The organism is Rhodoferax koreense, from assembly GCF_001955695.1.
GTDB classification, from domain to species: Bacteria; Pseudomonadota; Gammaproteobacteria; order Burkholderiales; family Burkholderiaceae_C; genus Rhodoferax_B; species Rhodoferax_B koreensis.
The window spans coordinates 1,500,596-1,526,884 of the sequence record NZ_CP019236.1 but is presented as its reverse complement, the minus strand read 5'-3'; the positions used below and the strand labels follow the sequence as shown (position 1 = coordinate 1,526,884).

Annotated in this window: 25 protein-coding genes; 17 read left to right on the top strand and 8 right to left on the bottom strand. The window is 63.6% G+C overall.

The window, feature by feature from the left end; genetic code table 11:
- Entirely contained in the window at positions 1–1,311 is a 1,311-nt protein-coding gene (gltA, locus tag RD110_RS07170) for a citrate synthase (RefSeq protein WP_076198035.1), read from the top strand.
- Positions 1,312–1,398: 87 nt separating this feature from the next.
- Positions 1,399–1,791, top strand: a complete 393-nt coding sequence (locus RD110_RS07165; protein WP_076198033.1) for a hypothetical protein — start codon at positions 1,399–1,401, stop codon at positions 1,789–1,791.
- Between the two features lie 7 nt (positions 1,792–1,798).
- Here RD110_RS07165 and RD110_RS07160 read toward each other — a convergent pair whose 3' ends face one another.
- Positions 1,799–2,617 (bottom strand): SDR family oxidoreductase, encoded by an 819-nt coding sequence (locus tag RD110_RS07160; RefSeq protein ID WP_076198031.1) that lies wholly within the window; start codon positions 2,615–2,617, stop codon positions 1,799–1,801.
- Between the two features lie 192 nt (positions 2,618–2,809).
- Between RD110_RS07160 and RD110_RS07155 the strand changes: the two genes are divergently transcribed.
- The 5 genes from RD110_RS07155 (at position 2,810) to asd (ending at position 8,256) form a co-directional block, all read left to right on the top strand.
- Positions 2,810–3,742, top strand: coding sequence for a LysR family transcriptional regulator (locus tag RD110_RS07155; RefSeq protein WP_076204545.1), 933 nt, complete (start codon positions 2,810–2,812; stop codon positions 3,740–3,742).
- A gap of 27 nt (positions 3,743–3,769) precedes the next feature.
- Positions 3,770–5,191 (top strand): 3-isopropylmalate dehydratase large subunit, encoded by a 1,422-nt coding sequence (gene leuC, locus RD110_RS07150; protein ID WP_076198029.1) that lies wholly within the window; start codon positions 3,770–3,772, stop codon positions 5,189–5,191.
- Between the two features lie 11 nt (positions 5,192–5,202).
- Complete coding sequence (gene leuD, locus RD110_RS07145; protein ID WP_076198027.1) at positions 5,203–5,853, top strand: 3-isopropylmalate dehydratase small subunit; 651 nt, start codon at positions 5,203–5,205, stop codon at positions 5,851–5,853.
- A 46-nt stretch (positions 5,854–5,899) separates the two neighbouring features.
- The gene (gene leuB / locus RD110_RS07140; RefSeq protein ID WP_076198025.1) at positions 5,900–6,988 is read left to right on the top strand and encodes a 3-isopropylmalate dehydrogenase; all 1,089 of its coding nucleotides are present in this window, start codon (positions 5,900–5,902) and stop codon (positions 6,986–6,988) included.
- Between the two features lie 98 nt (positions 6,989–7,086).
- Entirely contained in the window at positions 7,087–8,256 is a 1,170-nt protein-coding gene (gene asd, locus RD110_RS07135; protein ID WP_076198023.1) for an aspartate-semialdehyde dehydrogenase, read from the top strand.
- Positions 8,257–8,394: 138 nt separating this feature from the next.
- Here asd and RD110_RS28505 read toward each other — a convergent pair whose 3' ends face one another.
- Positions 8,395–8,538, bottom strand: a complete 144-nt coding sequence (locus tag RD110_RS28505) for a hypothetical protein (protein WP_239467193.1) — start codon at positions 8,536–8,538, stop codon at positions 8,395–8,397.
- Here RD110_RS28505 and RD110_RS07130 point away from each other — a divergent pair.
- From RD110_RS07130 to accD, 6 genes are all read left to right on the top strand, one after another.
- Positions 8,531–11,353, top strand: a complete 2,823-nt coding sequence (locus RD110_RS07130; protein WP_239467192.1) for a motility hub landmark protein FimV — start codon at positions 8,531–8,533, stop codon at positions 11,351–11,353. The two genes, RD110_RS28505 and RD110_RS07130, sit on opposite strands and share 8 nt — an antisense overlap.
- A 28-nt stretch (positions 11,354–11,381) precedes the next feature.
- Positions 11,382–12,164: a tRNA pseudouridine(38-40) synthase TruA gene (truA, locus tag RD110_RS07125; RefSeq protein ID WP_076198019.1), complete on the top strand. Its 783-nt coding sequence runs from the start codon at positions 11,382–11,384 to the stop codon at positions 12,162–12,164.
- A complete protein-coding gene (locus RD110_RS07120; RefSeq protein ID WP_204250036.1) occupies positions 12,161–12,895 on the top strand; it encodes a phosphoribosylanthranilate isomerase in 735 nt (244 codons plus the stop codon). Before truA ends, RD110_RS07120 begins: the two co-directional genes overlap by 4 nt.
- On the top strand, positions 12,855–14,150 hold the full coding sequence (trpB, locus tag RD110_RS07115) for a tryptophan synthase subunit beta (RefSeq protein ID WP_076198015.1): 1,296 nt from the start codon (positions 12,855–12,857) through the stop codon (positions 14,148–14,150). Before RD110_RS07120 ends, trpB begins: the two co-directional genes overlap by 41 nt.
- The gene (gene trpA, locus RD110_RS07110) at positions 14,147–14,956 is read left to right on the top strand and encodes a tryptophan synthase subunit alpha (protein ID WP_076198013.1); all 810 of its coding nucleotides are present in this window, start codon (positions 14,147–14,149) and stop codon (positions 14,954–14,956) included. Before trpB ends, trpA begins: the two co-directional genes overlap by 4 nt.
- Positions 14,957–15,017: 61 nt before the next feature.
- Entirely contained in the window at positions 15,018–15,890 is an 873-nt protein-coding gene (gene accD / locus RD110_RS07105) for an acetyl-CoA carboxylase, carboxyltransferase subunit beta (RefSeq protein WP_076198011.1), read from the top strand.
- Positions 15,891–15,939: 49 nt separating this feature from the next.
- On the opposite strand, the gene RD110_RS07100 is transcribed toward accD, so the two are convergent.
- A complete protein-coding gene (locus RD110_RS07100) occupies positions 15,940–16,494 on the bottom strand; it encodes a YggT family protein (protein WP_076198009.1) in 555 nt (184 codons plus the stop codon).
- Positions 16,495–16,555: 61 nt separating this feature from the next.
- Here RD110_RS07100 and RD110_RS07095 point away from each other — a divergent pair, with 61 nt between their 5' ends.
- Positions 16,556–17,194, top strand: a complete 639-nt coding sequence (locus RD110_RS07095; protein ID WP_076204542.1) for an LON peptidase substrate-binding domain-containing protein — start codon at positions 16,556–16,558, stop codon at positions 17,192–17,194.
- A gap of 27 nt (positions 17,195–17,221) precedes the next feature.
- Positions 17,222–19,192 (top strand): polysaccharide biosynthesis protein, encoded by a 1,971-nt coding sequence (locus RD110_RS07090; RefSeq protein ID WP_076198007.1) that lies wholly within the window; start codon positions 17,222–17,224, stop codon positions 19,190–19,192.
- Positions 19,193–19,207: 15 nt separating this feature from the next.
- Here the strand turns inward: RD110_RS07090 and RD110_RS07085 are convergent, their stop codons facing one another.
- The 5 genes from RD110_RS07085 to RD110_RS07065 form a co-directional block, all read right to left on the bottom strand.
- A complete protein-coding gene (locus RD110_RS07085; protein WP_076198005.1) occupies positions 19,208–20,086 on the bottom strand; it encodes an alpha-1,2-fucosyltransferase in 879 nt (292 codons plus the stop codon).
- The gene (locus tag RD110_RS07080) at positions 20,083–21,045 is read right to left on the bottom strand and encodes a glycosyltransferase family 2 protein (protein ID WP_157900068.1); all 963 of its coding nucleotides are present in this window, start codon (positions 21,043–21,045) and stop codon (positions 20,083–20,085) included. The genes RD110_RS07085 and RD110_RS07080 overlap by 4 nt, the downstream gene beginning before the upstream one ends.
- Complete coding sequence (locus tag RD110_RS07075) at positions 21,042–21,941, bottom strand: glycosyltransferase family 2 protein (protein WP_076198001.1); 900 nt, start codon at positions 21,939–21,941, stop codon at positions 21,042–21,044. The genes RD110_RS07080 and RD110_RS07075 overlap by 4 nt, the downstream gene beginning before the upstream one ends.
- Positions 21,934–23,445 (bottom strand): lipopolysaccharide biosynthesis protein, encoded by a 1,512-nt coding sequence (locus RD110_RS07070; protein ID WP_076197999.1) that lies wholly within the window; start codon positions 23,443–23,445, stop codon positions 21,934–21,936. The genes RD110_RS07075 and RD110_RS07070 overlap by 8 nt, the downstream gene beginning before the upstream one ends.
- 64 nt (positions 23,446–23,509) lie before the next feature.
- A complete protein-coding gene (locus RD110_RS07065; protein ID WP_076197997.1) occupies positions 23,510–24,634 on the bottom strand; it encodes a glycosyltransferase family 4 protein in 1,125 nt (374 codons plus the stop codon).
- Between the two features lie 76 nt (positions 24,635–24,710).
- Here RD110_RS07065 and RD110_RS07060 point away from each other — a divergent pair, with 76 nt between their 5' ends.
- Both RD110_RS07060 and RD110_RS07055 read left to right on the top strand, forming a co-directional pair.
- On the top strand, positions 24,711–25,715 hold the full coding sequence (locus RD110_RS07060; RefSeq protein ID WP_076197995.1) for a UDP-glucose 4-epimerase family protein: 1,005 nt from the start codon (positions 24,711–24,713) through the stop codon (positions 25,713–25,715).
- Complete coding sequence (locus tag RD110_RS07055) at positions 25,712–26,275, top strand: sugar transferase (RefSeq protein WP_076197993.1); 564 nt, start codon at positions 25,712–25,714, stop codon at positions 26,273–26,275. The genes RD110_RS07060 and RD110_RS07055 overlap by 4 nt, the downstream gene beginning before the upstream one ends.
- Positions 26,276–26,289: the final 14 nt, after the last annotated feature.

Here is a 26,289-nt window from a genome sequence, read left to right as displayed (position 1 = left end):
ATGAAATTAGCTGACAACAAAGCCACCCTGTCGTTTAGCAACGGCAGCCCGAGCGTCGAGATGCCGGTCTACCAGGGCAACATCGGCCCCGACGTGATCGACATCCGCAAGCTGTACGCGCAGACCGGCATGTTCACCTACGATCCCGGTTTCCTGTCCACCGCTTCGTGCCAGTCCGCCATCACCTACATCGATGGCGACAAGGGCGAACTGCTGTACCGCGGCTACCCCATCGAACAGTTGGCCACCAACTGCGACTTCATGGAAACCTGCCACCTGCTGCTGTACGGCGAACTGCCGGACGGCAAGCAGAAGAACGACTTCACCAAGCTCGTGACCAACCACACCATGGTCAACGAGCAGATGCAGTTCTTCCTGCGCGGCTTCCGTCGCGACGCGCATCCGATGGCCATCATGACCGGCCTGGTCGGCGCCCTGTCGGCCTTCTACCACGACAGCACGGACATCAACAATCCACAGCACCGCGAGATCGCCGCGATCCGCCTGATCGCCAAGATGCCGACGCTGGTGGCCATGGCCTACAAGTACACCATCGGCCAGCCGTACATGTACCCGAAGAACGAGCTGAGCTACGCCGGCAACTTCCTGCACATGATGTTCGCCACGCCGTGCGAAGAATACAAGGTCAGCCCGGTGCTCGAGCGCGCACTCGACCGCATCTTCACGCTGCACGCCGACCACGAGCAGAACGCCTCCACCTCCACGGTGCGCCTGTGCGGGTCTTCCGGCACCAACCCGTTCGCGGCCATCGCCGCCGGCGTGGCCTGCCTCTGGGGCCCGGCCCACGGCGGCGCCAACGAAGCCGCGCTGAACATGCTCGGCGACATCCAGAAGATGGGCGGCGTGGCCAAGGTCGGCGAGTTCATGGAGAAGGTCAAGGACAAGAACTCCGGCGTCAAGCTGATGGGTTTCGGTCACCGCGTCTACAAGAACTACGACCCGCGTGCCAAGCTCATGCAGGAAACCTGCAAGGAAGTGCTGGCCGAGCTCGGCCTGGAAAACGACCCGCTGTTCAAGCTGGCGATGGCGCTCGAGAAGATCGCGCTGGAAGACGACTACTTCGTCTCCCGCAAGCTGTACCCGAACGTCGACTTCTACTCCGGCATCGTCCAGCGCGCCATCGGCATCCCGGTGCCGCTGTTCACCGCCGTGTTCGCCCTGGCCCGCACCGTGGGCTGGATCGCGCAGCTCAACGAAATGATCGGTGACCCGGAATACAAGATCGGCCGCCCACGCCAGCTCTTCACCGGCGCCGTTCGCCGCGACGTTCAGCCGCTCGACAAGCGCTGAGCACCTCGTGCGGCCGCATGGCCACACGAACAACGGCCCGTCGATGGCAACATCGGCGGGCTTTTTCATTGCCCAAGGAGGCCCGAAATGCCAGCGACGCCCGACCGGATCCAGACTGCCACCGCGCTGCGCGACCTCGTCGCAGCCCGCCCCACCCCGCGGGCCTGCCAATGTGCGCTCGGCACCTGTGCCGCCTGGGAAAGCATCACCGAAGAACGCTGGCCCGGTGCCCAGCTCGAAGCTGTCGCCACGCTGCGCGACCCCGATCTCGACGAGCCGACCTTCGAGGAACGCCATCCGCACGGCACGCGCTACGAATCGCCCGACGCGCCAATCACCCTGACGTTCTTTCCGTTCAACCGCTGCGACGTCTGGCATTGCCGGGTTTGCGACAAGCACCTGCTGCGCTACACCGAATTCGGCGGCTATTACGTGGACCACCGCGTACGCACGCTGGACCCCGGCCTGATCGAGGACTGACGCCCGCTCACAGCGGTGCTTCGGGATGTGGCGCACCGTCGTAGCCGCCCCACACCGATTGGTCGAATTCCATCACCGTGCCCGTCATCAAGCCCGATTCGGCGCTGCACAGGAAGGCCACGGCGCGGGCCGCTTCCTTCGGATCGACGAGCCGGCCAAAGGGCTGGCTGGCCGCCGCCTTCTGCAGCCAGTCGGCATCGGCATGGTGGAATTCCCGCTGGATCCGGTCTTCGCCTTCCGAGGCCATCCATCCCAGGTTCAGGCCGTTGACCCGGATGCGGTTGCGCAGCAGGCTGTAGGCCGTGTTGCGCGTGAGCGTGGCCAGCGCCCCTTTCGACGCGCTGTAGGCGCTCAGGAACGATTGGCCGGCCATTGCCGACATCGAGCCGATGTTGACGATGCAGCCCTCGACCTGGTCGCGCCGCATCAGCTTGATGGCTTCCTGCATCAGGAAAAACGGCGCCCGCACGTTGACGGCGAACATGCGGTCGAACAGTTCCGGCTCGGTGTCCACGATGCTGCCGCGGTCGGTGATCGCCGCCGCATTCACCAGGATGTCGACGCCGCCGAAGCTGGTGTCGGCCGCATCGACAACCTTGCGGCAGTCTTCCACCCGGGCCAGGTCGGCTTGTACGTAGATGGCCTGCGCGCCCGCCGCGCACAGCTGCTGCGCCTGCGCCTCGCCCTTTTCCCGGTTGCGCCCGCAGATCACGATCGCCTGCGCGCCGCGCTCGGCGAACAGGCCCGCGATGGCGGCGCCGAGCCCCTGGGTGCCGCCGGTGACGATGGCGACCTTGCCGCTGAAAGATGTCTGTTGTGAATGCATGGATGTCCCCTCCTGGTGCGCCAAGTGTCGGCCCCTGCGCCGCTCGGCGGATCGGTAGAACACCTCATCCGTACGGGCCGGCATGACGGCCATCGTGGATCACGATGGCGAACGCGTCCCAAAAGCGGGAAAATCGCCAACCCCTCTCGTGCAGAGATGTCCAAGGCGGACAGCTTGCACGACCACCCCACCATGAGACCCACAGAACGCAACTTCGCCCGCCGGATGGACCTGACCTCGCTGCAGCTGTTCGTGGCGGTGTGCGAGCTCGGCAGCATCGGCCGCGCGGCGGAGCGCGAATTCATCGCGGCCTCGGCCGTGAGCAAGCGGCTCAGCGACCTCGAGGCCACGCTCGACACCACCCTGCTCTACCGCCACACGCGCGGCGTGGACCTCACGCCGGCCGGCGAAAGCCTGCTGCACCATGCCCGCTCGGTGTTGTACAGCCTGGAGAAGATGCAGGGCGAACTCAGCGAATACGCCGACGGCGTGCGCGGCCACGTGCGCATCCACGCCAGCATCTCGGCCATCGTGCAGTTCCTGCCCGAAGACCTGGGCGACTTCATCCGCCAGCATGCCGAAGTCAAGATCGACCTGGAGGAACACCTCAGCACGGAGGTGGTGCGCGCGGTGCAGGAAGGCGCGGCCGACCTCGGCATCTGCAATACCGCGGCCGGCACCGGCGAACTGCAGACGATGCCCTATCGGCAAGATCAATTGGTATTGATCGTGCCGCAAGCCCATTCGCTATCTGCGCTGACTGCTATCGATTTTGTAGAGACACTGGATTTCGACCACGTCGGCCTGCACGCCAACAGCTCGATCTACCTGGCCATGCACGAAGCCGCGGCGCGAAGCGGACGCAGCATCAAGCTGCGCATCCACGTGACCGGCCTGGACGCCATGTGCCGCATGATCCACAACGGCCTGGGCGTGGGCGTGATGCCGCTGCGCGCCTTCGAACTGATGCACGGCGTGGGCGCCCTGGCGGCGATCACGCTCAACGACGCCTGGGCCACGCGCCGCATCGACCTCGTGGCGCGCGATTTCTCGACGCTGCCGGTCACGGCGCGGCTGCTCGTCGATCACCTTTCCCCCACCGCGGTGGCTGCCACCGCGACCTAAAATCTACAGACCCACGAAGGAAGAACCATGGCACGCACGCTCTACGACAAGATCTGGGACGAACACGTCGTCCATACCGAGGAGGACGGCACGTCCATCCTCTACATCGACCGCCACCTGGTGCACGAGGTCACCAGCCCGCAGGCCTTCGAAGGCCTGCGCCAGGCCGGCCGCAAGGTGTGGCGCATCAGCTCCATCGTGGCCACGGCCGACCACAACACGCCGACCACCGGCTGGGAACTCGGCTACGACGGCATCACCGATCCAATCAGCAAGGAACAGATCACCACGCTGGACGCCAACATCGCCGAATCCGGCTCCGCCGCGTACTTCCCGTTCCTGTCGAAGCGCCAGGGCATCGTGCACGTGATCGGCCCCGAAAACGGTGCCACGCTGCCGGGCATGACGGTGGTCTGCGGCGATTCGCACACCTCGACGCACGGTGCCTTCGGTGCACTCGCCCACGGCATCGGCACCAGCGAGGTCGAACACGTGATGGCCACGCAGACTTTGCTGGCCAAGAAGGCGAAGAACATGCTCGTCAAGGTGGAAGGCACGCTGCCCAAGGGCTGCAGCGGCAAGGACATCGTGCTGGCCATCATCGGCAAGATCGGCACGGCGGGCGGCACCGGCTACACCATCGAATTCGCCGGCTCGGCGATCCGCGCGCTCAGCATGGAAGGCCGCATGACGGTCTGCAACATGGCCATCGAAGGCGGCGCGCGCGCCGGCCTGGTGGCAGTGGACGACAAGACCATCGAGTACGTGAAGGGCCGGCTGCTCTCGCCCACCGGTGCCGAATGGGACCAGGCCGTGCGCTACTGGAAGACGCTGCAGAGCGATCCCGGCGCGCATTTCGACGCCGTGGTCGAGCTCGACGCGAGCCAGATCCAGCCGCAGGTCACCTGGGGCACCTCGCCCGAGATGGTGCTCGGCGTGGACGGCCGCGTGCCCGATCCTGAAAAGGAAAAGGACGCCAACAAGCGCGGCGCCATCGAACGCGCGCTGACCTACATGAACCTGGAGCCCGGCAAGCCGCTGAACGACATCTTCGTCGACAAGGTGTTCATCGGCTCCTGCACCAACAGCCGCATCGAAGACATGCGCGAGGCCGCCGCCATGGTCAAGAAGCTCGGCCAGAAGGTCGCGAAGAACATCAAGCTGGCCATGGTCGTGCCTGGTTCTGGCTTGGTGAAGGAACAGGCCGAACGCGAAGGCCTGGACCAGATCTTCAAGGCCGCCGGCTTCGAATGGCGCGAACCCGGCTGCTCGATGTGCCTGGCCATGAACGCCGACAAGCTGGAGCCCGGCGAACGCTGCGCCTCGACCAGCAACCGCAACTTCGAAGGCCGGCAAGGCGCGGGCGGTCGCACGCACCTCGTGAGCCCCGCGATGGCCGCCGCCGCCGCCGTGCACGGCCATTTCGTCGACATCCGCCAATTCGCCTGAGGAGACACACCATGCAGAAATTCACCGTGCACAAGGGCCTCGTGGCGCCGATGGACCGCGAGAACGTCGACACCGACGCCATCATCCCGAAGCAGTTCCTGAAGTCGATCAAGAAGACCGGTTTCGGCCCGAACCTGTTCGACGAATGGCGCTACCTGGACCCGGGCTTTCCCGGCCAGGACCCGGCCAGCCGCAAGCCCAACCCCGACTTCGTGCTGAACCAGCCGCGCTACGCCGGCGCCTCCATCCTGCTGGCGCGCAAGAACTTCGGTTGCGGCTCCTCGCGCGAACACGCGCCGTGGGCGCTCGACCAGTATGGTTTCCGCGCCATCATTGCGCCGAGCTACGCCGACATCTTCTTCAACAACAGCTTCAAGAACGGCCTGTTGCCGATCGTGCTGCCTGAAGCGCAGGTCGCCGAATTGTTCGATGCCTGCCTGGCCTTTCCCGGCTACAGCCTGACCATCGACCTGGAACGCCAGGTGGTCGTCAAGCCGCAGGGGGAAGAGTTGCCGTTCGACGTGCAGGCCTTCCGCAAGTACTGCCTGCTCAACGGCTTCGACGACATCGGCCTGACGCTGCTCAAATCCGACAAGATCAAGGCCTTCGAAGCCGAGCGCTTGATCCAAAAACCCTGGCTGGCGCATACGACGCTTGCGTAAGCAGCTATTGATTCGATAGCAAACCAAGAATTCAACGAGGAGAAACATGAAAATTGCAGTCTTGCCGGGCGACGGCATCGGCACCGAAATCGTGGCCGAGGCCATCCGTGTCCTGAACGTGCTCGACCTGAATTTCGAGATGGAAACCGCCCTGGTCGGCGGAGCCGCGTACGAGGCCCACGGCCATCCGCTGCCCGAGGCCACGCTCAAGCTGGCGAAGGAGGCCGACGCGGTGCTGTTCGGCGCGGTCGGCGACTGGAAGTACGACAAACTGGAGCGCCAGTTCCGCCCCGAACAGGCCATCCTCGGCCTGCGCAAGAACCTCGGCCTGTTCGCCAACTTCCGCCCGGCGATCTGCTACGAACAACTGGTCGGCGCGTCCAGCCTCAAGCCCGAACTGGTGGCCGGCCTGGACATCCTGATCGTGCGCGAACTCACCGGCGACATCTACTTCGGCCAGCCGCGCGGCCGCCGCACGGCGGTGGACGGGCACTTCCCCGGCGCCGAGGAAGCCTTCGACACCATGCGCTACAGCCGCCCCGAGATCGAACGCATCGCCCATGTGGCGTTCCAGGCCGCGCGCAAACGCGACAAGCGCGTGACCAGCGTGGACAAGGCCAACGTGCTCGAGACCTTCCAGTTCTGGAAGGACGTGGTCACCGAGGTCGGCAAGGAATACCCCGATGTGGCGTTGGACCACATGTACGTGGACAACGCCGCCATGCAACTGGTGAAGGCACCGAAGAAGTTCGACGTGATCGTCACCGGCAACATGTTCGGCGACATCCTCTCCGACGCGGCGGCCATGCTCACCGGCTCGATCGGCATGTTGCCCTCGGCCTCGCTGAACGCGAGCAACCAGGGCCTGTACGAACCCAGCCACGGCAGCGCGCCCGACATCGCCGGCAAAGGCATCGCCAATCCTTTGGCTACAATACTGTCCGCTGCCATGATGCTCCGTTTCTCACTCAACCAGACCGAAGCTGCCGACCGTATCGAGTCGGCGGTGAAGCAGGTGCTCGCCTCCGGCTTGCGCACCTCGGACATCTGGTCGGCAGGCACCACGAAGGTCAGCACCATCGAGATGGGCGACGCGGTCGTGGCTGCGATTACCAAGACGACCACCAAAGGCTGATCCAGCCCGGTTCGTCACGCCCTTTCCGGCTCGACGAGCCGGGCTTCAAAAACACCCCGGTTCCGTTTTTTGAAGTTTCATTTTGAAAGGGCAATGTGATGAAAGTAGGCAATCTCGTAGGTTTGGTCGGATGGCGCGGCATGGTCGGCTCGGTGCTGATCGACCGCATGCAGGCCGAAGGTGACTTCGACCTCATCGAACCGGTGTTCTTCTCCACCTCCAATGCCGGCGGCAAGGCCCCGGCCCAGGCGAAGAACGAAACCAAGCTGCAGGACGCGTTCGACGTGAACGCCCTGAAGCGCTGCGACATCATCATCACCGCCCAGGGCGGCGACTACACCTCCGAGATCTATCCCAAGCTGCGCGCCGCGGGCTGGAACGGCCACTGGATCGACGCCGCCTCCACGCTGCGCATGAAGGACGACGCCATCATCGTGCTCGACCCGGTGAACCTGCCGGTGATCCAGAAGGCGCTCTCGAACGGTGGCAAGAACTGGATCGGCGGCAACTGCACCGTGAGCTGCATGCTGATGGGCGTGGGCGCGCTGTACAAGGCCGGCCTCGTCGAATGGATGACGTCCATGACCTACCAGGCCGCGTCCGGCGGCGGCGCCCAGCACATGCGCGAACTGCTCACGCAGTTCGGCACGCTCAACGGCGAAGTGCGCGCCCTGCTCGACGACCCGAAGTCGGCCATCCTGGAGATCGACCGCAAGGTGCTGGCCAAGCAGCAGTCGCTCACCGCGCTGGAAACCGCCAACTTCGGCGTGCCGCTGGGCGGCAGCCTGATCCCCTGGATCGACAAGGACCTCGGCATCGGCAAGTCGCACGACGACGCCGAATGGGGTGTCTCCAAGGAAGAATGGAAGGGCGGCGCCGAAACCAACAAGATCCTCGGCCAGGGCGCGGCCTTCGGCACGGCTACCACGCCGGTCGACGGCTTCTGCGTGCGTGTGGGCGCCATGCGCTGCCACAGCCAGGCTCTGACCTTCAAGCTCAAGAAGGACGTGCCGACAGCCGACATCGAGGCCATGATCGCCGAAGACAACGCCTGGGTGAAGGTGGTGCCGAACACGCGCGAAGCCACGGTGAAGGACCTGACACCCGTGGCCGTCACCGGCACGCTCGGCATCCCGGTGGGTCGCATTCGCAAGCTCGCCATGGGCCCGGACTACGTGGGCGCGTTCACCATCGGTGACCAGCTGCTGTGGGGCGCGGCCGAACCGCTGCGCCGCATGCTGCGCATCCTGCTGGACGCCGCACGCTGAGCTTCCCATGATCTGCCAACGACCTGCCACCGCGCAGGTCGTTGCAGTTTGGCAACATGTCACTGACTGTAACTGGCTCGGTGTCGCCACCTCGCCAAGTTAAAACCTGCCTTAGCTTGTCAGCGTAAGACATTGATGCTAAGGTACTTTTTTCGATTTTGTGTCGTCGCAAGCCTGAATGATGAAACCAAAAATGCCTGTCGATCCGGCCCCTACCACACCTGGTTTGACGGCATCTTTGTCTGGATGGAAGGCTTCTGCGAGTGCCTTGACGGTGGCCATCGCGCTGGCGTTTCCGGCTGGCGACGCCCTGGCGCTTTCGCTGGGCCGCATCACCGTCCTGTCCGCGCTCGGTGAGCCGTTGCGCGCCGAAATCGAGGTGCCCGACATCAGCGCCTCCGAGGCCGAAACGCTGCGCACCGAAATTGCGCCGGTCGAAGCCTTCCGCGCCGCGGGCCTGGAGTACAGCCCGGCATTGAACAATGTGCGCGTGCAGTTGCAACGCCGCCCGAACGGCCAGTCGGTGCTGCGCGTGAGCAGCGACACGGTCGTCAACGATCCGTTCATCGACATCATCCTGCAGGCCACTTGGTCTTCGGGCCGCACGGTGCGCGACTACACCATCCTGCTCGACCCACCGGCCTTGCGCCAGCCGCCGCCAGCCGTGGCCGTGGCACCGCAGGTGACGGCGCCCACGGCGCCGGCCGTGCGCACGCCGCCGCCCGTGGTGGCGCAACGTGCACCGGCACCGCCAGCCGTCGCGGCACCGCCACCGGCGGTCGCCACACCACCGGCCACGCCGCCAGCCCCCGCCCCCACGCCAGCGCCAGCGCCCGCTCGGCCGCCGGTGGCGGCACCGCGCCCCGCACCGGCCTCCGTGCCCACACCAGCCCCTACGCCGGCACCCGCGCCGGCGAATTCGGGCCCAGGGTCGCAACAGGTGACGGTCAAGCCCGGCGACACCGCCAGCCGCATCGCCGCCGCCAACAAGCCGGCCAGCGTGTCGCTCGACCAGATGCTGGTGGCGATGCTGCGCAGCAACCCCGACGCCTTCATCCGAGGCAACGTGAACCGCATGAAGGCCGGCGCCGTGCTCGACGTGCCGAGTGCGGCCACCGCCGCGGCCACGCCGCCAGCCGAGGCTTCGCAGATCATCACCGCGCAAAGCCGCGACTTCAACGCCTTCCGCAACCGCCTGGCCAGCAATGTGCCGACCGCCCAGGTGGCCGGTGCGGACCGGCGCGCCAGCGGCCGCGTGCAGTCCCAGGTCGAAGACCGGCGCAGCAGCGCCACCGCGCCCGACAAGCTCACCTTGTCCAAGGGCGCGCTGAAAAACCAGGAGGCCGAGGAAAAGATCGCGCGCGAAAAAGCCGCGCGCGACGCCGCCAACCGCGTAGCCGAACTGTCGAAGAACATCAGCGACCTGGCCCAACTCGGCGTTGCCAGCTCCGCTGCATCGAGCGCCGCACCGTCTTCCTCCCCTGTTCCCGCGCCGGTGCCGACCGCCGCCGCTTCGGCGACATCTTCCACGCCGGCGCCGGGCGCCCCTGCGGCGGCCCCTGCCGCTTCCGGGCCGGCCGCAGCGCCCGCCGCGCCCACGGTTGTCGCCACCCCGGCCCCTGTTCCTGCCGTTGCGCCACCCGCGTCCGCGGCCAAGGCCTCTGCCGCCCCAGCCGCCCCGCCGGCATTGGAGACGAGCGACAGCTGGATGGACAGCTTGCGCGACAACCCGCTGATGCCTGTGGCCGCAGCCGGTCTGGTGGCCTTGCTGGCCGCCTTCGGCGTCTACCGCGCGCGCCAGCGCAAGAAAGCGGCCGAGCTCGACAGCGCTTTCCTGGAGAGCCGGCAGCAGCCTGATTCGTTCTTCGGCGCCAGCGGCGGCCAGCACGTGGACACCAGCGAAGACGAGAACGGCCCGGCCTCCTCGATGTCCTACTCGCCGAGCCAGCTCGATGCCGCGGGCGACGTGGATCCGGTCGCCGAAGCCGACGTCTACCTGGCCTACGGCCGCGACCTGCAGGCCGAGGAAATCCTCAAGGAAGCGCTGCGCAACACACCGACCCGCATCGCCATCCACACCAAGCTGCTCGAGATCTACGCCAAGCGCCGCGACACGACCTCCTTCGGCCCGCTGGCAGCCAACGCCTTCGAACTGACCGAGGGCCAGGGCCCGGACTGGGAGCACATCGCCCAGCTCGGCCGTGACATCGAGCCCGACAACGGTCTGTACCGCAGCGCCGCCAACGCCGCCGGCGGTCACAGCGGCGCTGGCGCACTCGCTGCGGCCACGGCGCTGGGCACCATCGAGGCACCGCTGTCGGAAGCGATGCCTACCGAATCCGCACCGCTGGCGAATCCAAGCACGGCGCCCGCCCCCCTGCCCGCTTCGGCTTCGCCTGCACCGGCACCGACGGCCGAAGTCGCCGAAGCCCCGGTGCCGCCGCGCAGCACGCCGGAATCGCTCGACCTGGACCTCGACCTCGACCTGACCCGCGGCAGCCATCTGCCGGAACGCGCCATCGCCGCGGCCGGTGGTGCGGCAGCCGCGCTGGCTGCCCAACATGCTTCGGAAGCCAGCGCCGAAGTGGCAAAACCGGATTCGCCCGACATCGATCTCGACCTCGACTTCGATCTGGAAACCCCGGCCGACCGCGCCGCCAGTTCGCTGACCATGCCGGCCGCGCTCGATCTGCCGGGCCAGGCCACTGAAGACAAGGCCGCCGCCGACAGCGACGCCCTGGACTTCGACATCGACCTGGGCCAACTCGCCGAAGCCGAGCCTCCCGCAGCGCCAACGGTTGCCGAAGCCGCCGCCGCGCCCACTGCTGCCGATACCGGCCTCATCGAATTCGACCTGGGTTCGCTCACCCTCGACCTCGGCGATTCGACGCCCGGCGGCGCCGTGGCCGCCGAGGGCGCTTCCGCAACGGAACCCGACGCGGACGACCCGCTGGCCACCAAGCTCGCGCTGGCCGAGGAGTTCAGCTCCATCGGCGACGAGGACGGCGCCCGCGCCCTCGCCGAGGAAGTGCTCGAGGAAGCCACCGGCAGCCTGCGCGCGCGCGCCCAGCGCTTCCTCGCCGAGCTGTCTTCTTGACGGCTGGCCGCCGGCGCGGGGTCCGCTGATGCGTCTGGCCTTGGGTATCAGTTACAACGGCCAGGGCTATGAAGGCTGGCAGAGCCAGTTGTCCGGCCGCACGGTGCAGGACAAGCTCGAAGCCGCGCTGTTCTCGTTCACGCGCCAGAAGGTGTCGACGCTGTGCGCCGGTCGCACCGATGCCGGCGTGCACGGCCTGATGCAGGTGGTGCATTTCGACACCGCGCTGCAGCGGCCGATCAACGCCTGGGTGCGCGGCGTGAATGCCTTCCTGCCGGACGACATCGCCGTGCAGTGGTCCAAGGAAATGCCCGACAGTTTCCATTGCCGCGGCAGTGCCACGGGCAGGCGCTATGTCTACGCGCTGCTCGAGTCCCCGGTGCGGCCCAGCGTCGAATCCGGCCGCGTGGGCTGGGTGTTCCGCCCGCTCGACCTGGAAGCCATGCAAAAGGCGGCAGAACTGCTCGTCGGCGAGCACGATTTTTCGTCGTTCCGCGCCTCGGCCTGCCAGGCCCTGTCGCCGGTAAAGACGCTGCGTCGGCTCGAGATCAGCCGGCGCGGCCGGTACTGGCGTTTCGAATTCGAAGCCAACGCGTTCCTGCACCACATGATCCGCAACCTGATGGGCAGCCTGCTCCAGGTGGGCCAGGGCTTTCAGCCGCCGCAATGGATCGCCGAAGTGCTGGCCGCGCGCAGCCGCGATGCCGCGGCGCCCACGTTTTCGCCCAATGGCCTGTACTTTCTGGGCCCGGTCTACGATGCCCATTGGGGCCTGCCGGAAAAGACGGCTGCGTATGATTGGCTGCCATGACGAGCGCTAAAAATTTGATTCGTACCCGCATCAAGATCTGCGGCCTGACACGGGAGCAGGACGTGGACGCGGCCGTGGCGGCCGGCGCCGACGCGGTCGGCTTCGTGATGTACCCGAAGAGCCCGCGCTACGTGGCCCCCGAACGTGCCGCGGTGCTGGCGCGGCGGCTGCCGCCTTTCGTGACGCCGGTGCTGCTGTTCGTCAACGAAGAACTATCGAAAATCGTAGCAGCCTGCGCAGCAGTACCGGGCGCCACAATGCAATTTCATGGTGAAGAAACGCCGGCAGACTGCATCGCCAGCGCGGCGCGCGTGCAGCGCCCGTTCCTGCGCGCGGCGCGAATTCCCCTCGATTCGCCCACAGATTTCGACTTGGTAGAATTCGCTTCCAGCTTCAAGGCTGCCCAGGCCATCCTGCTCGACGCCCATGTCGAAGGTTATGGCGGCGGCGGAAAAACATTCAATTGGTCACGTCTACCTCCAAGCGTCAACTCTCACCTCGTCTTAAGTGGTGGACTCACGCCTGCAAACGTGACCGATGGCATTTTGCAGTTGCGGCCACGCGGACTCTCGCTGGCCGTTGATGTCAGCTCCGGCGTCGAATCCTCCAAGGGAATCAAGGACGCCGACAAGATCCATCAGTTTGTCGACGCCGTGCGCGCCGCCGACAGGCAACTCGCGGAAAACAACCATGTCCCATCCTCAAGCTCCACAGGCTTACCAGCAACCTGACGCCTCCGGCCACTTCGGCATCTACGGCGGCAGCTTCATCTCCGAAACCCTGACCCATGCCATCGAAGAGCTGAAAGAGGCTTACGCGAAGTACCAGAACGACCCGGAATTCCTGGCCGAATTCCAGTACGAACTCGCGCATTTCGTGGGCCGGCCCTCGCCCGTGTACCACGCCGCGCGCACCAGTCGCGAAATGGGCGGGGCGCAGATCTTCCTCAAGCGCGAAGACCTGAACCACACCGGCGCCCACAAGATCAACAACGTGATCGGCCAGGCCATGCTGGCCAAACGCATGGGCAAGCCGCGCATCATCGCCGAGACCGGCGCCGGCCAGCACGGCGTGGCCACGGCCACCATCTGCGCGCGCTACGGCCTGGAATGCATCGTCTACATGGGCAGCGAAGACGTGAAGCGCCAAAGCCCCAATGTCTACCGCATGAAGCTGCTCGGCGCGACCGTCGTGCCAGTCGAATCCGGCAGCAAGACGCTGAAGGACGCCCTGAACGAGGCCATGCGCGACTGGGTGGCCAACGTGGACAACACCTTCTACATCATCGGCACCGTGGCCGGCCCGCACCCTTACCCGATGATGGTGCGCGACTTCCAGCGCGTGATCGGCGACGAGTGCCTGGTGCAGATGCCCGAGATGCTGGCCGCGGCCGGCTGCAAGACCGCCCAGCCCGACGCCGTGCTGGCCTGCGTGGGCGGCGGCAGCAATGCCATGGGCATCTTCTACCCGTACATCGACGAGGCGGGTACGCGGCTCATCGGCGTGGAAGCCGCGGGCCTGGGCCTGGAAAGCGGCAAACATTCGGCTTCCCTGCAAAAAGGCAGCGCGGGCGTGCTGCACGGCAACCGCACCTACCTGCTGCAGGACGAGAACGGCCAGGTCACCGAGACGCACAGCATCAGCGCCGGCCTGGACTACCCCGGGGTCGGCCCGGAGCATGCTTACCTGAAGGACATCGGCCGCGCCGAATACGTGGGCATCACCGATACCGAGGCGCTGGAAGCCTTCCACTACCTCTGCCGCACCGAAGGCATCATCCCGGCGCTCGAATCCAGCCACGCCTTTGCCTACGCCATGAAGCTGGCCAAGACCATGCGGCCGGACCAATCGATTTTGGTGAACCTCTCCGGCCGCGGCGACAAGGACATCGGCACCGTGGCCGACCTCTCGGGGGCCGACTTCTACGACCGGCCGTCGATGCGCGGCCTGGCCGTCAAGGGCGCAACGACCGAGGTGTCCGCATGACCCGCATCCAAAACACATTCGCCCAACTCAAGGCGCAAGGCCGCAAGGCGCTGATCCCCTACGTCACCGCCGGCTTCCCGTTTGCGGACGTCACGCCCGAACTCATGCACGCCATGGTGGACGCGGGCGCCGACGTGATCGAACTCGGAGTGCCCTTCAGCGACCCGATGGCCGATGGCCCGGTCATCCAGAAAGCCGGCGACAAGGCGCTGGCCTTCGGCATCGGCATGGTCCAGGTGCTGGACATGGTGCGCGACTTCCGCCAGAAGGATGCAGCGACGCCGGTGGTGCTCATGGGTTATGCCAACCCGGTCGAGCGTTACGACCAGCGCCATGGCGCCGATGCCTTCATCCGCGACGCGGCTGCGGCGGGCGTCGATGGCGTGCTGATCGTCGACTATCCACCCGAGGAATGTGTCGAATTCGCCGGCAAACTGCGGGCGAACGGCATGGACCTGATCTTCCTGCTCGCGCCGACCTCCACCGATCAGCGCATGCGGCAGGTGGCCGAGGTAGCCAGCGGCTATGTGTATTACGTGTCGCTCAAGGGTGTGACGGGTGCCGGCACACTCGACACCGCCGCCGTCGAGGCCATGCTGCCGCGCATCCGCAGCCACGTGAACGTGCCCGTGGGTGTCGGTTTCGGCATCCGCGACGCGGCCACGGCCCAGGCCATCGGCCGCGTGGCCGACGCCGTGGTGATCGGCAGCAAGATCATCCAGCTCATCGAAGACCAGCCCCGAGACCAGGTGGCGGCAACGGCCGGCGGCTTCCTGCGCGGCATCCGACAGGCGTTGGACGCATAATCCGCGCTGTTCCAGAACAGGGGGAGGCATGCGCTCCCCCATCCCGTGAGGACCCGAAAACATGTCTTGGCTCGAAAAACTGCTTCCGTCGAAAATCCAGCGCTCCGACCCGGCCGACCGCCGCAGCGTGCCCGAAGGCCTGTGGATCAAGTGCCCGAGCTGCGAAACTGTGCTCTACAAGACCGACCTGGAGCAGAACCAGAACGTCTGCCCGAGCTGCGGCCACCACATGCGCATCGGCGCCCGCGCGCGGCTCAACGCCTTCCTCGACAACGAAGGCCGCTTCGAGATCGGCCAGGAAGTCATTCCCGTCGATCCGCTGAAGTTCAAGGACAGCCGCAAATACCCCGAGCGCCTGAAGGAAGCCATGGAGAACACCGGCGAGACCGACGCGCTGGTGGTGGTCGGCGGCTCGGTGCACGGCATCAACGTGATTGTGGCCTGCTTCGAGTTTGAGTTCATGGGCGGCAGCATGGGCAGCGTGGTCGGCGAGCGTTTCGTGCGCGCCGTGCACACCGCCATCGAGCAGAAGGTGCCGTTCATCTGCTTCACCGCCACCGGCGGCGCGCGCATGCAGGAAGGCCTGCTCTCGCTGATGCAGATGGCCAAGACCAATGCCTCGCTGACGCGCCTGGCCAAGAAGGGCCTGCCTTACATCAGCGTGTTGACCGACCCGACCATGGGCGGCGTGAGCGCCGGCTTCGCCTTCGTGGGCGACGTGGTGATCGCCGAGCCCAAGGCGCTGATCGGCTTCGCCGGCCCACGCGTCATCGAGTCCACCGTGCGCGTGACGCTGCCGGAAGGCTTCCAGCGCGCCGAGTTCCTGCAGCAAAAGGGCGCGATCGACCTGATCTGCCACCGCAAGGACCTGCGCAAGACCATCGCCAACACGCTGGCGATGCTGCAGCGCCAGCCGGCCGACGCGGTGGTGTGAGAATCAGCCTGGGTTGACACGAAGGGACGGCGCGGCCGTCCCTTGTTGTTTAGAAGGTGGCGAGCACCGCGTTCATGGCGTGGCCCAGCACGATGGAGGCGACCTGCAGGATGACCAGCAGCGCCAGCGGCGACAGGTCCACACCGCTGACCAGTGGAATGATCTTGCGCAAGGGCTGGAGCGGCGGCGCGCACAGCCGCTCGATCACGTCCATCATCGGCGAACGCGTCTGCATCCACGACAGCACGGCGTAGATGATGAGCAGGCCGGTGAGCCCGTAGATCGCCATCGCCACCAGGCCGAACAGCGCCAGCACCGGCAACGCCAGCAGATTGCCGACGGCGCCCATCAGCAGCCACAGCACGAAATACTGGAACAGCTTGAGCAAAAACGCGCCGAGCAGGCTCGCCAGATCCCAACCGCCGGCGGCCGGAATGACGCGGCGCAGCGGCAGCACCATCCAGTCGGTCAGCGCAAAAACCAGGCTGCCGACGGGGTTGCGGAAGGAAATGCGCTGGTATTGCATGTAGACCCGCAGCAAACACGCGCTGCCCAGCAAACCCGTCGCGACTTCGAGCAAAAATGAGATGATTTGGTAGAGCATGGGCACGGGGCGGTGAGGTCGTGGGATGATACCGGTTGTCACCAACGCACCAGAGTCGCCCGTGTCCAAGTCCCTTGCCTTGTCCGCCCTGCCGCTGTTCCCGCTCGGCACCGTGCTGTTTCCCGACGGCCTGCTGCCCCTGCGGATCTTCGAGGTGCGCTACCTCGACATGGTGCAGCGCTGTTTCCAGAGCGGAACGCCCTTCGGCGTGGTGGCGCTCACACGCGGCGCCGAGGTGCGCCAGGCCGGCAGCGACCCCGAGGCTTTCCACCCCACCGGCACGCTGGCGCGCATCACCCAGGTCGAGACGCCCCAGCCCGGCCTGCTCGTCATCCAGTGCACCGGCACCGAACGCTTTCACCTGCGCAGTTCCCACCAGCTCGGCCATGGCCTGTGGGTGGGCGACGCCGAGCTCATCGACGCGGACCTCGCCGTGCCCGTGCCCGACGACCTGAAACACACCGCCGCCGCACTGCAGCAGTTGATGGAAACCCTGCGTGAACAACAGCCGTCCGCGCCCGACGGCATGCCGATCCAGGCGCCCTACCGCCTGGACGATTGCGGCTGGGTTGCGAACCGCTGGTGCGAGTTGCTGCCGCTGCCGGTGTCGATGAAACAACGGCTGATGGCGCTCGACAACCCGCTGGTCCGGCTGGAACTGATCGGCGACCTGCTGTCGCAGCACCATATCGCCAACTGAGCGCCGACCGAGAATCCACTGCGCAAGATGGCCGCCGTCCCCTCCTCGCTGAACTTCCCCGCCCACCCCGTGCTCGCCTGGTCGCGTTCGGCCAAGCGCAGCGTGGTCGTCGCCCTCGACGTGGTCATGTCGCTGTTCGCGATGTGGATGGCGTTCACGCTGCGCCTGGACACGCTGCACTGGCCCGAAGGCATCCAATGGGTGATCTACGCGCTTGGACCGCTGCTGTCGGTGCCGATTTTTGTGCGCTTCGGCTTGTACCGGGCGATCTTCCGCTACACCGGTCTGGCCGCGCTCACCGCGACGGCGCAGGCCGTGGCGGTGTACGGCGTGGTTCTGCTGGGGACGCTGTTGTGGATGCAGTGGATGAAGTGGGAAGTCGTGCCGCGCAGCGTGGGCGTGATGCAGCCGCTGATTTTTCTGTTGTTGGTGGGGGGAAGCCGGGCGATGGCGCGGTTCTGGTTGGCGGGACTGTCAACCAGCTCGAATCGCGCCAGCGGACGCCTGCTGATCTACGGTGCCGGCAGTGCCGGGGTGCAGACCGCCGCCGCCTTGAGCAGCGGACAACAGCAGTATGTGGTGCTGGGTTTCATCGACGACGATCCGGCCAAGGTGGGTCGCAGCATCAACGATGTGCAGGTGTACGCGCCAGTGCAGATTCCAGCACTCGTGGCGCGGCTGAAGGTGACGGACATCCTGCTGGCGCTGCCGAGCGCGACGCGCGAGCGGCGCAATCAGATCCTGAAGCAGTTGCAGCCGCTGCCGCTGCACATCCGCACGCTGCCCGGCCTGTCGGACCTGGCCAGCGGCCGGGTGACCGTGCAGGACATCCGCGAGCTCGACATCGAGGATCTGCTAGGGCGCGAGCCCGTGCCGCCACGGCCGGAACTGCTGGCGCGGAACCTGACCGACAAGGTGGTGCTGGTGACGGGTGCAGGGGGGAGCATCGGAAGCGAGTTGTGCCGGCAGATTTTGCGGGAACGGCCGAAGCAATTGCTGCTGCTGGATCACAGTGAATTTGCGTTGTACAGCATTCATGCGGAACTGTTGGGGTTGTGTAAAGCCAACTCATGGGAAACCCAGCTGACGCCGATACTCGGCAGTGTTGTGCACTATGCCCGCTTGGCTACGCTGTGCAGAACGTGGAAACCGACCAGTGTTTACCATGCAGCCGCCTACAAACATGTGCCGCTGGTGGAGGACAACCCCGCCGAGGGGGTCATGAACAATGTGCTGGGCACACTGAACCTCGCACGCGCCGCGATCGAAGGTAAGGTCGAACATTTTGTGTTGGTGTCCACCGACAAGGCGGTGCGGCCGACGAACGTGATGGGGGCAAGCAAGCGCGTGGCGGAGTTGATCTTGCAGGCGCTGGCAGCCAGCCCAACCGTTGCTTTCCAGACACCTGCAGATGTGGGAACTACCACGCTGAACAATCACACCCGATTTTCGATGGTCCGCTTCGGCAATGTGCTGGGCTCCAGCGGCAGTGTGGTGCCATTGTTTCGAAGTCAGCTCGCGGCTGGGGGTCCTCTCACCGTCACCCATGTCGAGGTGACCCGCTATTTCATGACCATCCCGGAAGCGGCGCAACTCGTGGTTCAGGCTGGTGCCATGGCCCGGGGCGGAGACGTATTCGTGTTGGAAATGGGGCAACCTGTCAAGATTCTAGATTTGGCAATGCGCATGGTTGCGCTGGCTGGCCTGAGCGTGCGTGATGCCGCCCATCCCGACGGTGACGTGGAGATGGTGATCACAGGCCTGCGGCCGGGAGAAAAACTCCATGAGGAACTTCTCATAGGCGACAACCCGGAACCTACCGAGCATCCCCGCATCATGCGCGCGCGGGAGGAATTCATTACCTGGCCGATATTGAGCGAGCAACTGCAGAGCTTGACCGATGCCGCTCGCCATGGCGCCAACGCGCAAATGCTGACGACGCTGAGGCACATCGTCCCCAACTTTCTTCCCGACACTTTGCACCTCGTTGTGACCTGAACGGTATCAGCATCATCAGACGCGCAACCAAGAAGCCGGCAGCAGGTCCGGTGAGTCGTCAGCACCGGCGTACCAGCGCCGCGGGGCGATAACCTGCCGACCCTCGTTCGCGTTTAACCAGGCGCCCCACCAACTGAAGCTACTGTTGGCAATGATGTTGTGCTTGCACAGACTCATCAGCCGCATGTCATTGAAACTTTCGGCTCCTGTGTTGTGGCCAAGAAAATGGCATGGCGCGGCGGCCTTAATGTGTTGTGAGCACCAGTGAGAATCGTCGGAGAAAACGAAAAAAACAGGCCTCTGAACCAGTCGCGAGATTTCGGCGATGGCCGCTTCGTAGTATGAAAGCGGCATCACCCCATGCAGCTTCTGCGCTCTTTGGTTGAACACGTAATCCCCACGCCGCACGTGCAGGCTCACCGAGTTGGACTTGGCAATTCGTTCAGACCATTCCAGATTTCGATCGGTCAAGTCTGTCTTGAACAAAAACTCGGAGCGGATACTGCCTGCCACATCACTGAAGTACTTTTCCGATTGCCAATAGCCTGAAAGATAGACGTCGTCAGGCACCTCGAAAAATCCTGGCCAAAAACCCACCGAAGGCTCGTTCACAATCTTTGGCGTCCGCAAGATACCAAGTCGAGGATGCGTAGAAATGTCTCGCAAGGCGGTTTGCATGCGCCAGCCGAACGTCTTTCGGATCTCGGACTCAGCGGCGACTAAGGCCTTGCAATGGAACAGCCGAAACAGCTCGAAGCCCTGGTGATGTGTCTGAGTCTCGTAACCCGCAAGGTCCAGATACAAAGGCTGACTCTTGTGCCACGCCAAAGCCCTGGCCGCGGCGTACTGGAACATTTGGTTCCCGAGTCCTCCCGTCATCTTGGCCACAATCATGGCTTTCTCCCGGACAGCGCGACCTGATGCAATGTCCTCAGAACCTCTCCCCATTCATTGGCAAGCTGCTCGGACCTCGCAACGCCCGCACCTGGAAAGAAATTCTGACCGCGCCATCGTGTCCACGCATCACGCCACGAGCGCAAGCCATAACAAGCCAGCGCAAGACCGGCGTCACGCCAAGCTTGAACCGATGCAAAATGCCTAAGCTGGAACTGCAGTACCGCACGGCGGGTGCGTGCAAGCTTCGACCAATCGACATGATGACGCAGACGGTAGCCGAGCAGGATCTCCGGTACGCAAGCAAAGCGACTGTGCGTGTAGGTGCGCAGCAGTAGCTCCTGATCTTCGCAAGCATAAGGCGCAGGTTCGCGATAAAGGTTTGCACGAAACCACGAGGTCCGCCCCATCCAGCCTGGGTGTGCTAGATGAAAACCTCGCCATGGCCGAGCACAAATCTTCTCGTGCTCAAATTCGCAAGGCGGTATGCCGACGAGTTTGTCGTTATCATCAATGGCTGCAATCGCCACGCCCACCAAGTCCAACCGCTCGTCATGCGACAGCAACTCAAGTTGTTTAGTGAAACGCGTTGGAAACGCGATGTCGTCGGCATCCATGCGTGCCACATACCGCCCACGAGAGATGGCTATGCCTTCATTAAGACGGACGGCAATGCCGCAACTCAGGCCGTGCCGGATCACACGAATGCGCGGGTCTTGCATTGCCACGATCTGCTCGACAGCACTGTCGCTCGAGCCATCGTCAATCACCAGCATTTCCCAATCTCGAAAAGTCTGACACACCACGGACAGAACGGCCGATTTCAGATGTGCCCCGCCATTACGCACCGGCATCACCACACTGACCAACGGGATCTCAATGCCGGTGACGCTGTCCGACGACCAGTGATCGAGGGCGATACCTCGATCCACCGAAAGGGGGGTAGTGCCTGTCTTCAAGAGTTGACGGGTCTCTTGCGAGACCCATGTGGTAATGCGTGCCTTAGTCGGCGAAACATATGCCTGTAGGCGATGGTGTATTTAACCGGCGTCGCAAGGAGCAGCAGGAAAACCTCGGAAAAACTGGCGAGCTTGAGGTACCCGGCAATGATCTTGCGATCGACCGGAAATAGGACGCGCTGAAAAATCTTCTGTCCGATGCCACGTTCCTGGTTGATTTCGAGCGTGCTCGCCGCGTCGTCGTGGATTCTTTTGTGGAGTACCACCGACGGCGTACCAGCAATGCAACCCCGGCGCAGAAAATCGAAGATCATGTGATAGTCGTGCCCATAACTTTGTATAGGCAGTTCGGCCATAAATTTTCTTTCAAACAACGAATAGAAGAGGTTGGCTTTGCCGCACCCCTCGAAGTCCAAAAAAAATTTAAGCCTGCGCCACATCAGGGGCTCGTCATAACGGAATGTCTGCCGATTGACGATATGCTCGATGGGCAGAGACCGGCCATCCACTTGAAGGACGCGCCCGAATGCCGCCTGCACGGCCCCCGTCTGCACAACATGCAACAGGGTCTCGATCCATCGGTCGTCCCAGTAATCGTCGCACGCGGCCCACATGAAATATTGGCCAGTTGCCTGATCCAGTAGGTACTGAAAGTTACCCAGGGCACCGATATTCGAGGCTTGCCGGACATAACGAACCCGAGCATCACGCGCAGCAAATTCGCGGCACAGATTTGCGGTGTTGTCGGTCGATGCATTGTCCGAAATGATCAGTTCGAAATTGATGTGCGATTGGCGCAGAAGCGATTCCAACGCCTCGCGGATGTAGCGCCCACCGTTGAACACCGGCATTCCAATGCTGACCATGGGCGGCGAGCTCTTAAAGATTTCAGGCATGTGTTTTGAACCCCACAATCAGGTCGAGCGCAAACTGCCTGATGCGCGGAACGACCATACTGACGCCGAACACGGTCACCGCATAAATCAGAAACAGTTGGATCACAGATATCGTCGTATCTTTGAAAACCCATCGGAACAGCAAAGATACAGCCGACGCGACCGCGACCGGTAGCCCGATGTCCCACAGGTACCACCGCCATTTCTCTTTCCGAAGAAGGTGACGAAAGAAGAATTGCATGCCAATCAAAAAACCCACCGCATGGATCGCCGCCCAAACGGATGCAGCACCGATGGCGCCATGGTAGTGGATCGATGCAGCCAGGATCGGACTGAAAACCAGCAGCGACAAACCGTTCATGCCGACCCCGAAACGCGTCCACCCCGTCGAGAGTGCAAAGATGTGCGGTATATACAAAAATCCGTTCAGTATCACACCCAGTGCAAACAGCGACACCAGAGGCGTGGCGGTGGTAGTCAGCACGGGATCGCGCGTCCAGTGTTGCAGGATGGCGCCACTGAAAAAGATCAGCATGCTGGCTGGCGGCAGCAAGACCCAGGTCAGAAACTGCGCGGCCTGGTGAAAGGCTTCTCCCAGGTCGCTGGATTTAGGGCTAGCGGCGAGACTGGTGAACTTGGGAAAGTAGACCTGGGTGATTGGAATGATCAACTGATACAAGCCCGCAGCCACCGTCCACGCGGCGGTGTAATAACCAAAGGTTTCAAGCGTGGACAGTCGGGACAACATCAGTTTGTCCAACTGCGTCAACAACACTGCCAGACTGGTGGCAAGCATTGAACCACCAGCAAATCTCCATACGCTGGCAATCTCCCTCTTCGAAAATCGGCCGGGTGCTGCGCCGCCTGGAAGCTCGCTATTGATTTTCCAACCGAAGCTGGCAATCGTCGCTGCGGACACCAGCATCTGCCAGCCAAAAAACAGAACAAGGCTCGGAGCCCATACAGCGAGCAGCAATGCCGCCCCGCCCCATCGCAAGGTCGACAGCAGCGTCGTAGCGGCATTTAGCCAGACATGCTGGTGAAGACCGAGCATGGCACCACGGTAAATGCCTTCGACGAAACGCAATGCAACCAGTGCGCCGATCAACGTGATCGCACGGGCCACCTCGGACACGTCGAGCGTTCGCAACTTAAGCCAGTCGCTGGCGATCCATTGTGAGGATAACCAAACCGCAACCGCAATGGCCATGCCGATGCCGCCGACGATCCACTCGATTGTTCTAAATAGGTCACGCGTATTCTGCGCTCCACGTTCTCCGGCTGAAAACCGCGCCATTTCACGGTTGATGGTGGGCGTGATACCGAAGTCGAGCAACGTGAACCAAGTCTGCATGAACATCAGTACACCGACCAATCCATAGCCTTCAAGTCCGAGAAATCGGATGTAGACCGGGAGAAACACGATGGCCATCAGACCGGACCATCCTTGGCCGATGTAGTTCGCGAGGATGTGCAGGCGCGTGGATTTCTGAAAATTGGTCATGGAACCAGACGCAACGCGACGACAGCCGGCGGGTTGCGCCCGCAACCCACCTTCAGCCTCGCGATTAAGCATCCACCATTGTCCGGTACAGGGCGGTGGTCAACCCGTTGATGCGTCCCATGGAGAACTCCACCTCGGCAAACCGGCGCCCCAAGGCGCCCATGCGCACCCGATCGGTCGCGCTGTCCAGAAGCCGGCCGATGGCCTCGGCCAACCCAGCGGCATCGCGCACCGGCACCAGCAGACCAGTCTGTTCATGCAACACGAGTTGCCGACATCCGGTCACGTCGGTCGCCACCATCGGCAACCCGCAAGACATGGCCTCGATCAGGAACTTCGGCAGGCCTTCTCGGTAGGAAGGCAGGCAGGCTATCTGGCATTGGCGCAACACATTAGCCATATCGTCACGATGACCGAGCCACTCCACCACACCCTCGTCATGCCAGGCTTGCAACTCCGCGTCGGAAAAGGACGAAGGATTGCCGGGGTCTGGCGCCCCCACCAGCCAGAAGCGGGCCCGAACGCCACGCTGGGCCAACATGCGCGCCGCATCGACGTACTCGCGCACACCCTTGTCGCGCAGCATGCGGGCACCCATCACGACAATGGGAACTTCGCCACGCACATCAGATGGAGCAAAAACCTCTGTGTCGACGCCAGCACCTGGAATGAGCACGGCGTCGCACGGACGTACGCTGCCGCTCTGGATGCTGTCCGCCTGATCTTCTTCGTTTTCGAAAACCACCTTGCTTCCCGGCGGGTTCATCAGCCCACGCAACAGCAGGCTCACAGTCCTGCGAAGCCAGCGCCCTTGCGAACCCTGCGCGGTGAAGACATAACCCATACCCACAGGCGCATTGACGATGGCGCGCAGACCAAGACAGCGTGCCGCTAGGCTACCGTAGATGATGGGCTTCAGCGCAACTTGGTGCACAAGGCTCGGTCGCTGCTGACGATAGCAACGCCAGACTTGCCGCAACACGCCGAGCTCCTTGAAAAATCGGGTGCTGCTGCGCTCCATTTCGAGGTGCAGCAAACCAAAACCGGCATCGCGAATCTGCTGCCCATGTGTGCGCTCACGCGTCAGCACCAGAATGTCGAAGCCCTGTGCCTGCGCAGCCTTCGCTCTCGCCATGAAATGCGAACAAAAGAACCAGTCTTCGGAAATGAAATAAAGCAAAGTCGCCATGCAGGCTCAGAGTTAGCGTCGGCTTTCTACAATGTGCTGCCGGCGCTCAATAAGTTTAGATGAAAGAAGCCTGTCGATGATGTGGCACCAATCCATGCATAAGAGACGGAACCTGGGCGCCTGCCTCGTCTCGGGTGCCAATGGTTTCCTCGGATCCGCCCTGCTTCGGCACTTGCGGATGCTGGGAACACAGAAGTTGATCGGCACTGTACGCGACATTTCGACCTTGGCAACCGTTGCCTCTGGCACAGGAGTGCAAATCTTCGAGGTAGGGGACATCGATGGCACAACCGACTGGTCTACAGCGCTGTCCGGTGTGCAGTCTGTGGTGCATGCCGCCGCGCGCGTCCATGTGATGTACGAAATGCCGAGCGCCGACACTATCTCGTTGTTTCGCCGCACCAACGTCGAAGCCACTCTGCATCTGGCGCGTCAGGCTGCAGTAGCCGGTGTCGAAAGATTCGTGTACGTCAGTTCGGTCAAGGTCAACGGCGAACGTACTGCGCCTCATCGGCCGTTCTTTGAGGACAGCGCTCCACGGCCTGAGGACGCTTACGCCATCAGCAAATACGAGGCCGAGAAAGGCTTGGCAAAGATCGAGGCACAAACCGGCATGCAACTGGTGGTCGTCCGCCCGCCACTGGTGTACGGCCCTGGGGTGCGTGCCAATTTCGCCAGTTTGATGAAGGCGGTGGCCAGAGGTGCGCCGCTACCGCTCGCCGCGGTGCAAAACCGCCGAAGCTTGGTCGCACTGGACAATCTGGTCGATTTCATCGCAACGTGCATGGTGCACCCGGCAGCGGCCGGTCAAACCTTCCTTGTTAGCGACGGAGAAGACGTCGCGACGGCCGATCTCGTGCGGCGGCTAGCTCAAGCGATGCACCGGCCGGCGCGACTTTTTGCGGTGCCGCCTGGCATCCTGACCGCAGCGGCCAGTTTCCTCGGCCGCCGCGCCCAAGCGCAGCGGTTGTGCGAAAGTTTGCAGGTAGATATCTCCAAAGCACGTTCGCTGCTGGATTGGACGCCGCCCATTGGCCTAGACGAAGGATTGCGCCGGGCCGTTGAGGGTGTAACCCGATGAGCAAGCGCCTGATGGATTTCCTGCTCGCGTTTCTTGCCCTGCTCGTACTGGTGTTACCGATGCTGTTGCTAGCCCTGCTTGTCCGCCTCACATCCCCCGGCCCAGTCCTATATTGGTCCAACCGCATCGGCCGCCACAACCGTATCTTCCGCATGCCCAAGTTCCGCAGCATGCGCATCGACACACCCGAAGTCGCCACTCATCTTCTGGCAAAACCGGAGAGCTACCTCACGCCTATCGGCAGCTTCCTGCGCAGAAGCAGCCTCGACGAATTGCCGCAGTTGTGGAGCATCCTCAAGGGCGACATGAGTTTTGTCGGACCGCGGCCGGCGTTGTTCAACCAGCAGGATCTGATCGCCCTACGGAACCAGTACGGCATACAAACGCTGACGCCAGGCCTCACGGGCTGGGCTCAAATCAACGGGCGGGACGATTTGTCAATTCCGGCGAAGGTCGCACTCGACTCTTATTACCTGAAGCATCATTCGTTGTGGATGGACCTCAAAATCTTGTTTCTGACTGCGCAGAGCGTCCTGCGGCGGCAAGGTGTTTCGCATTGAGCATCGAGTGCAAT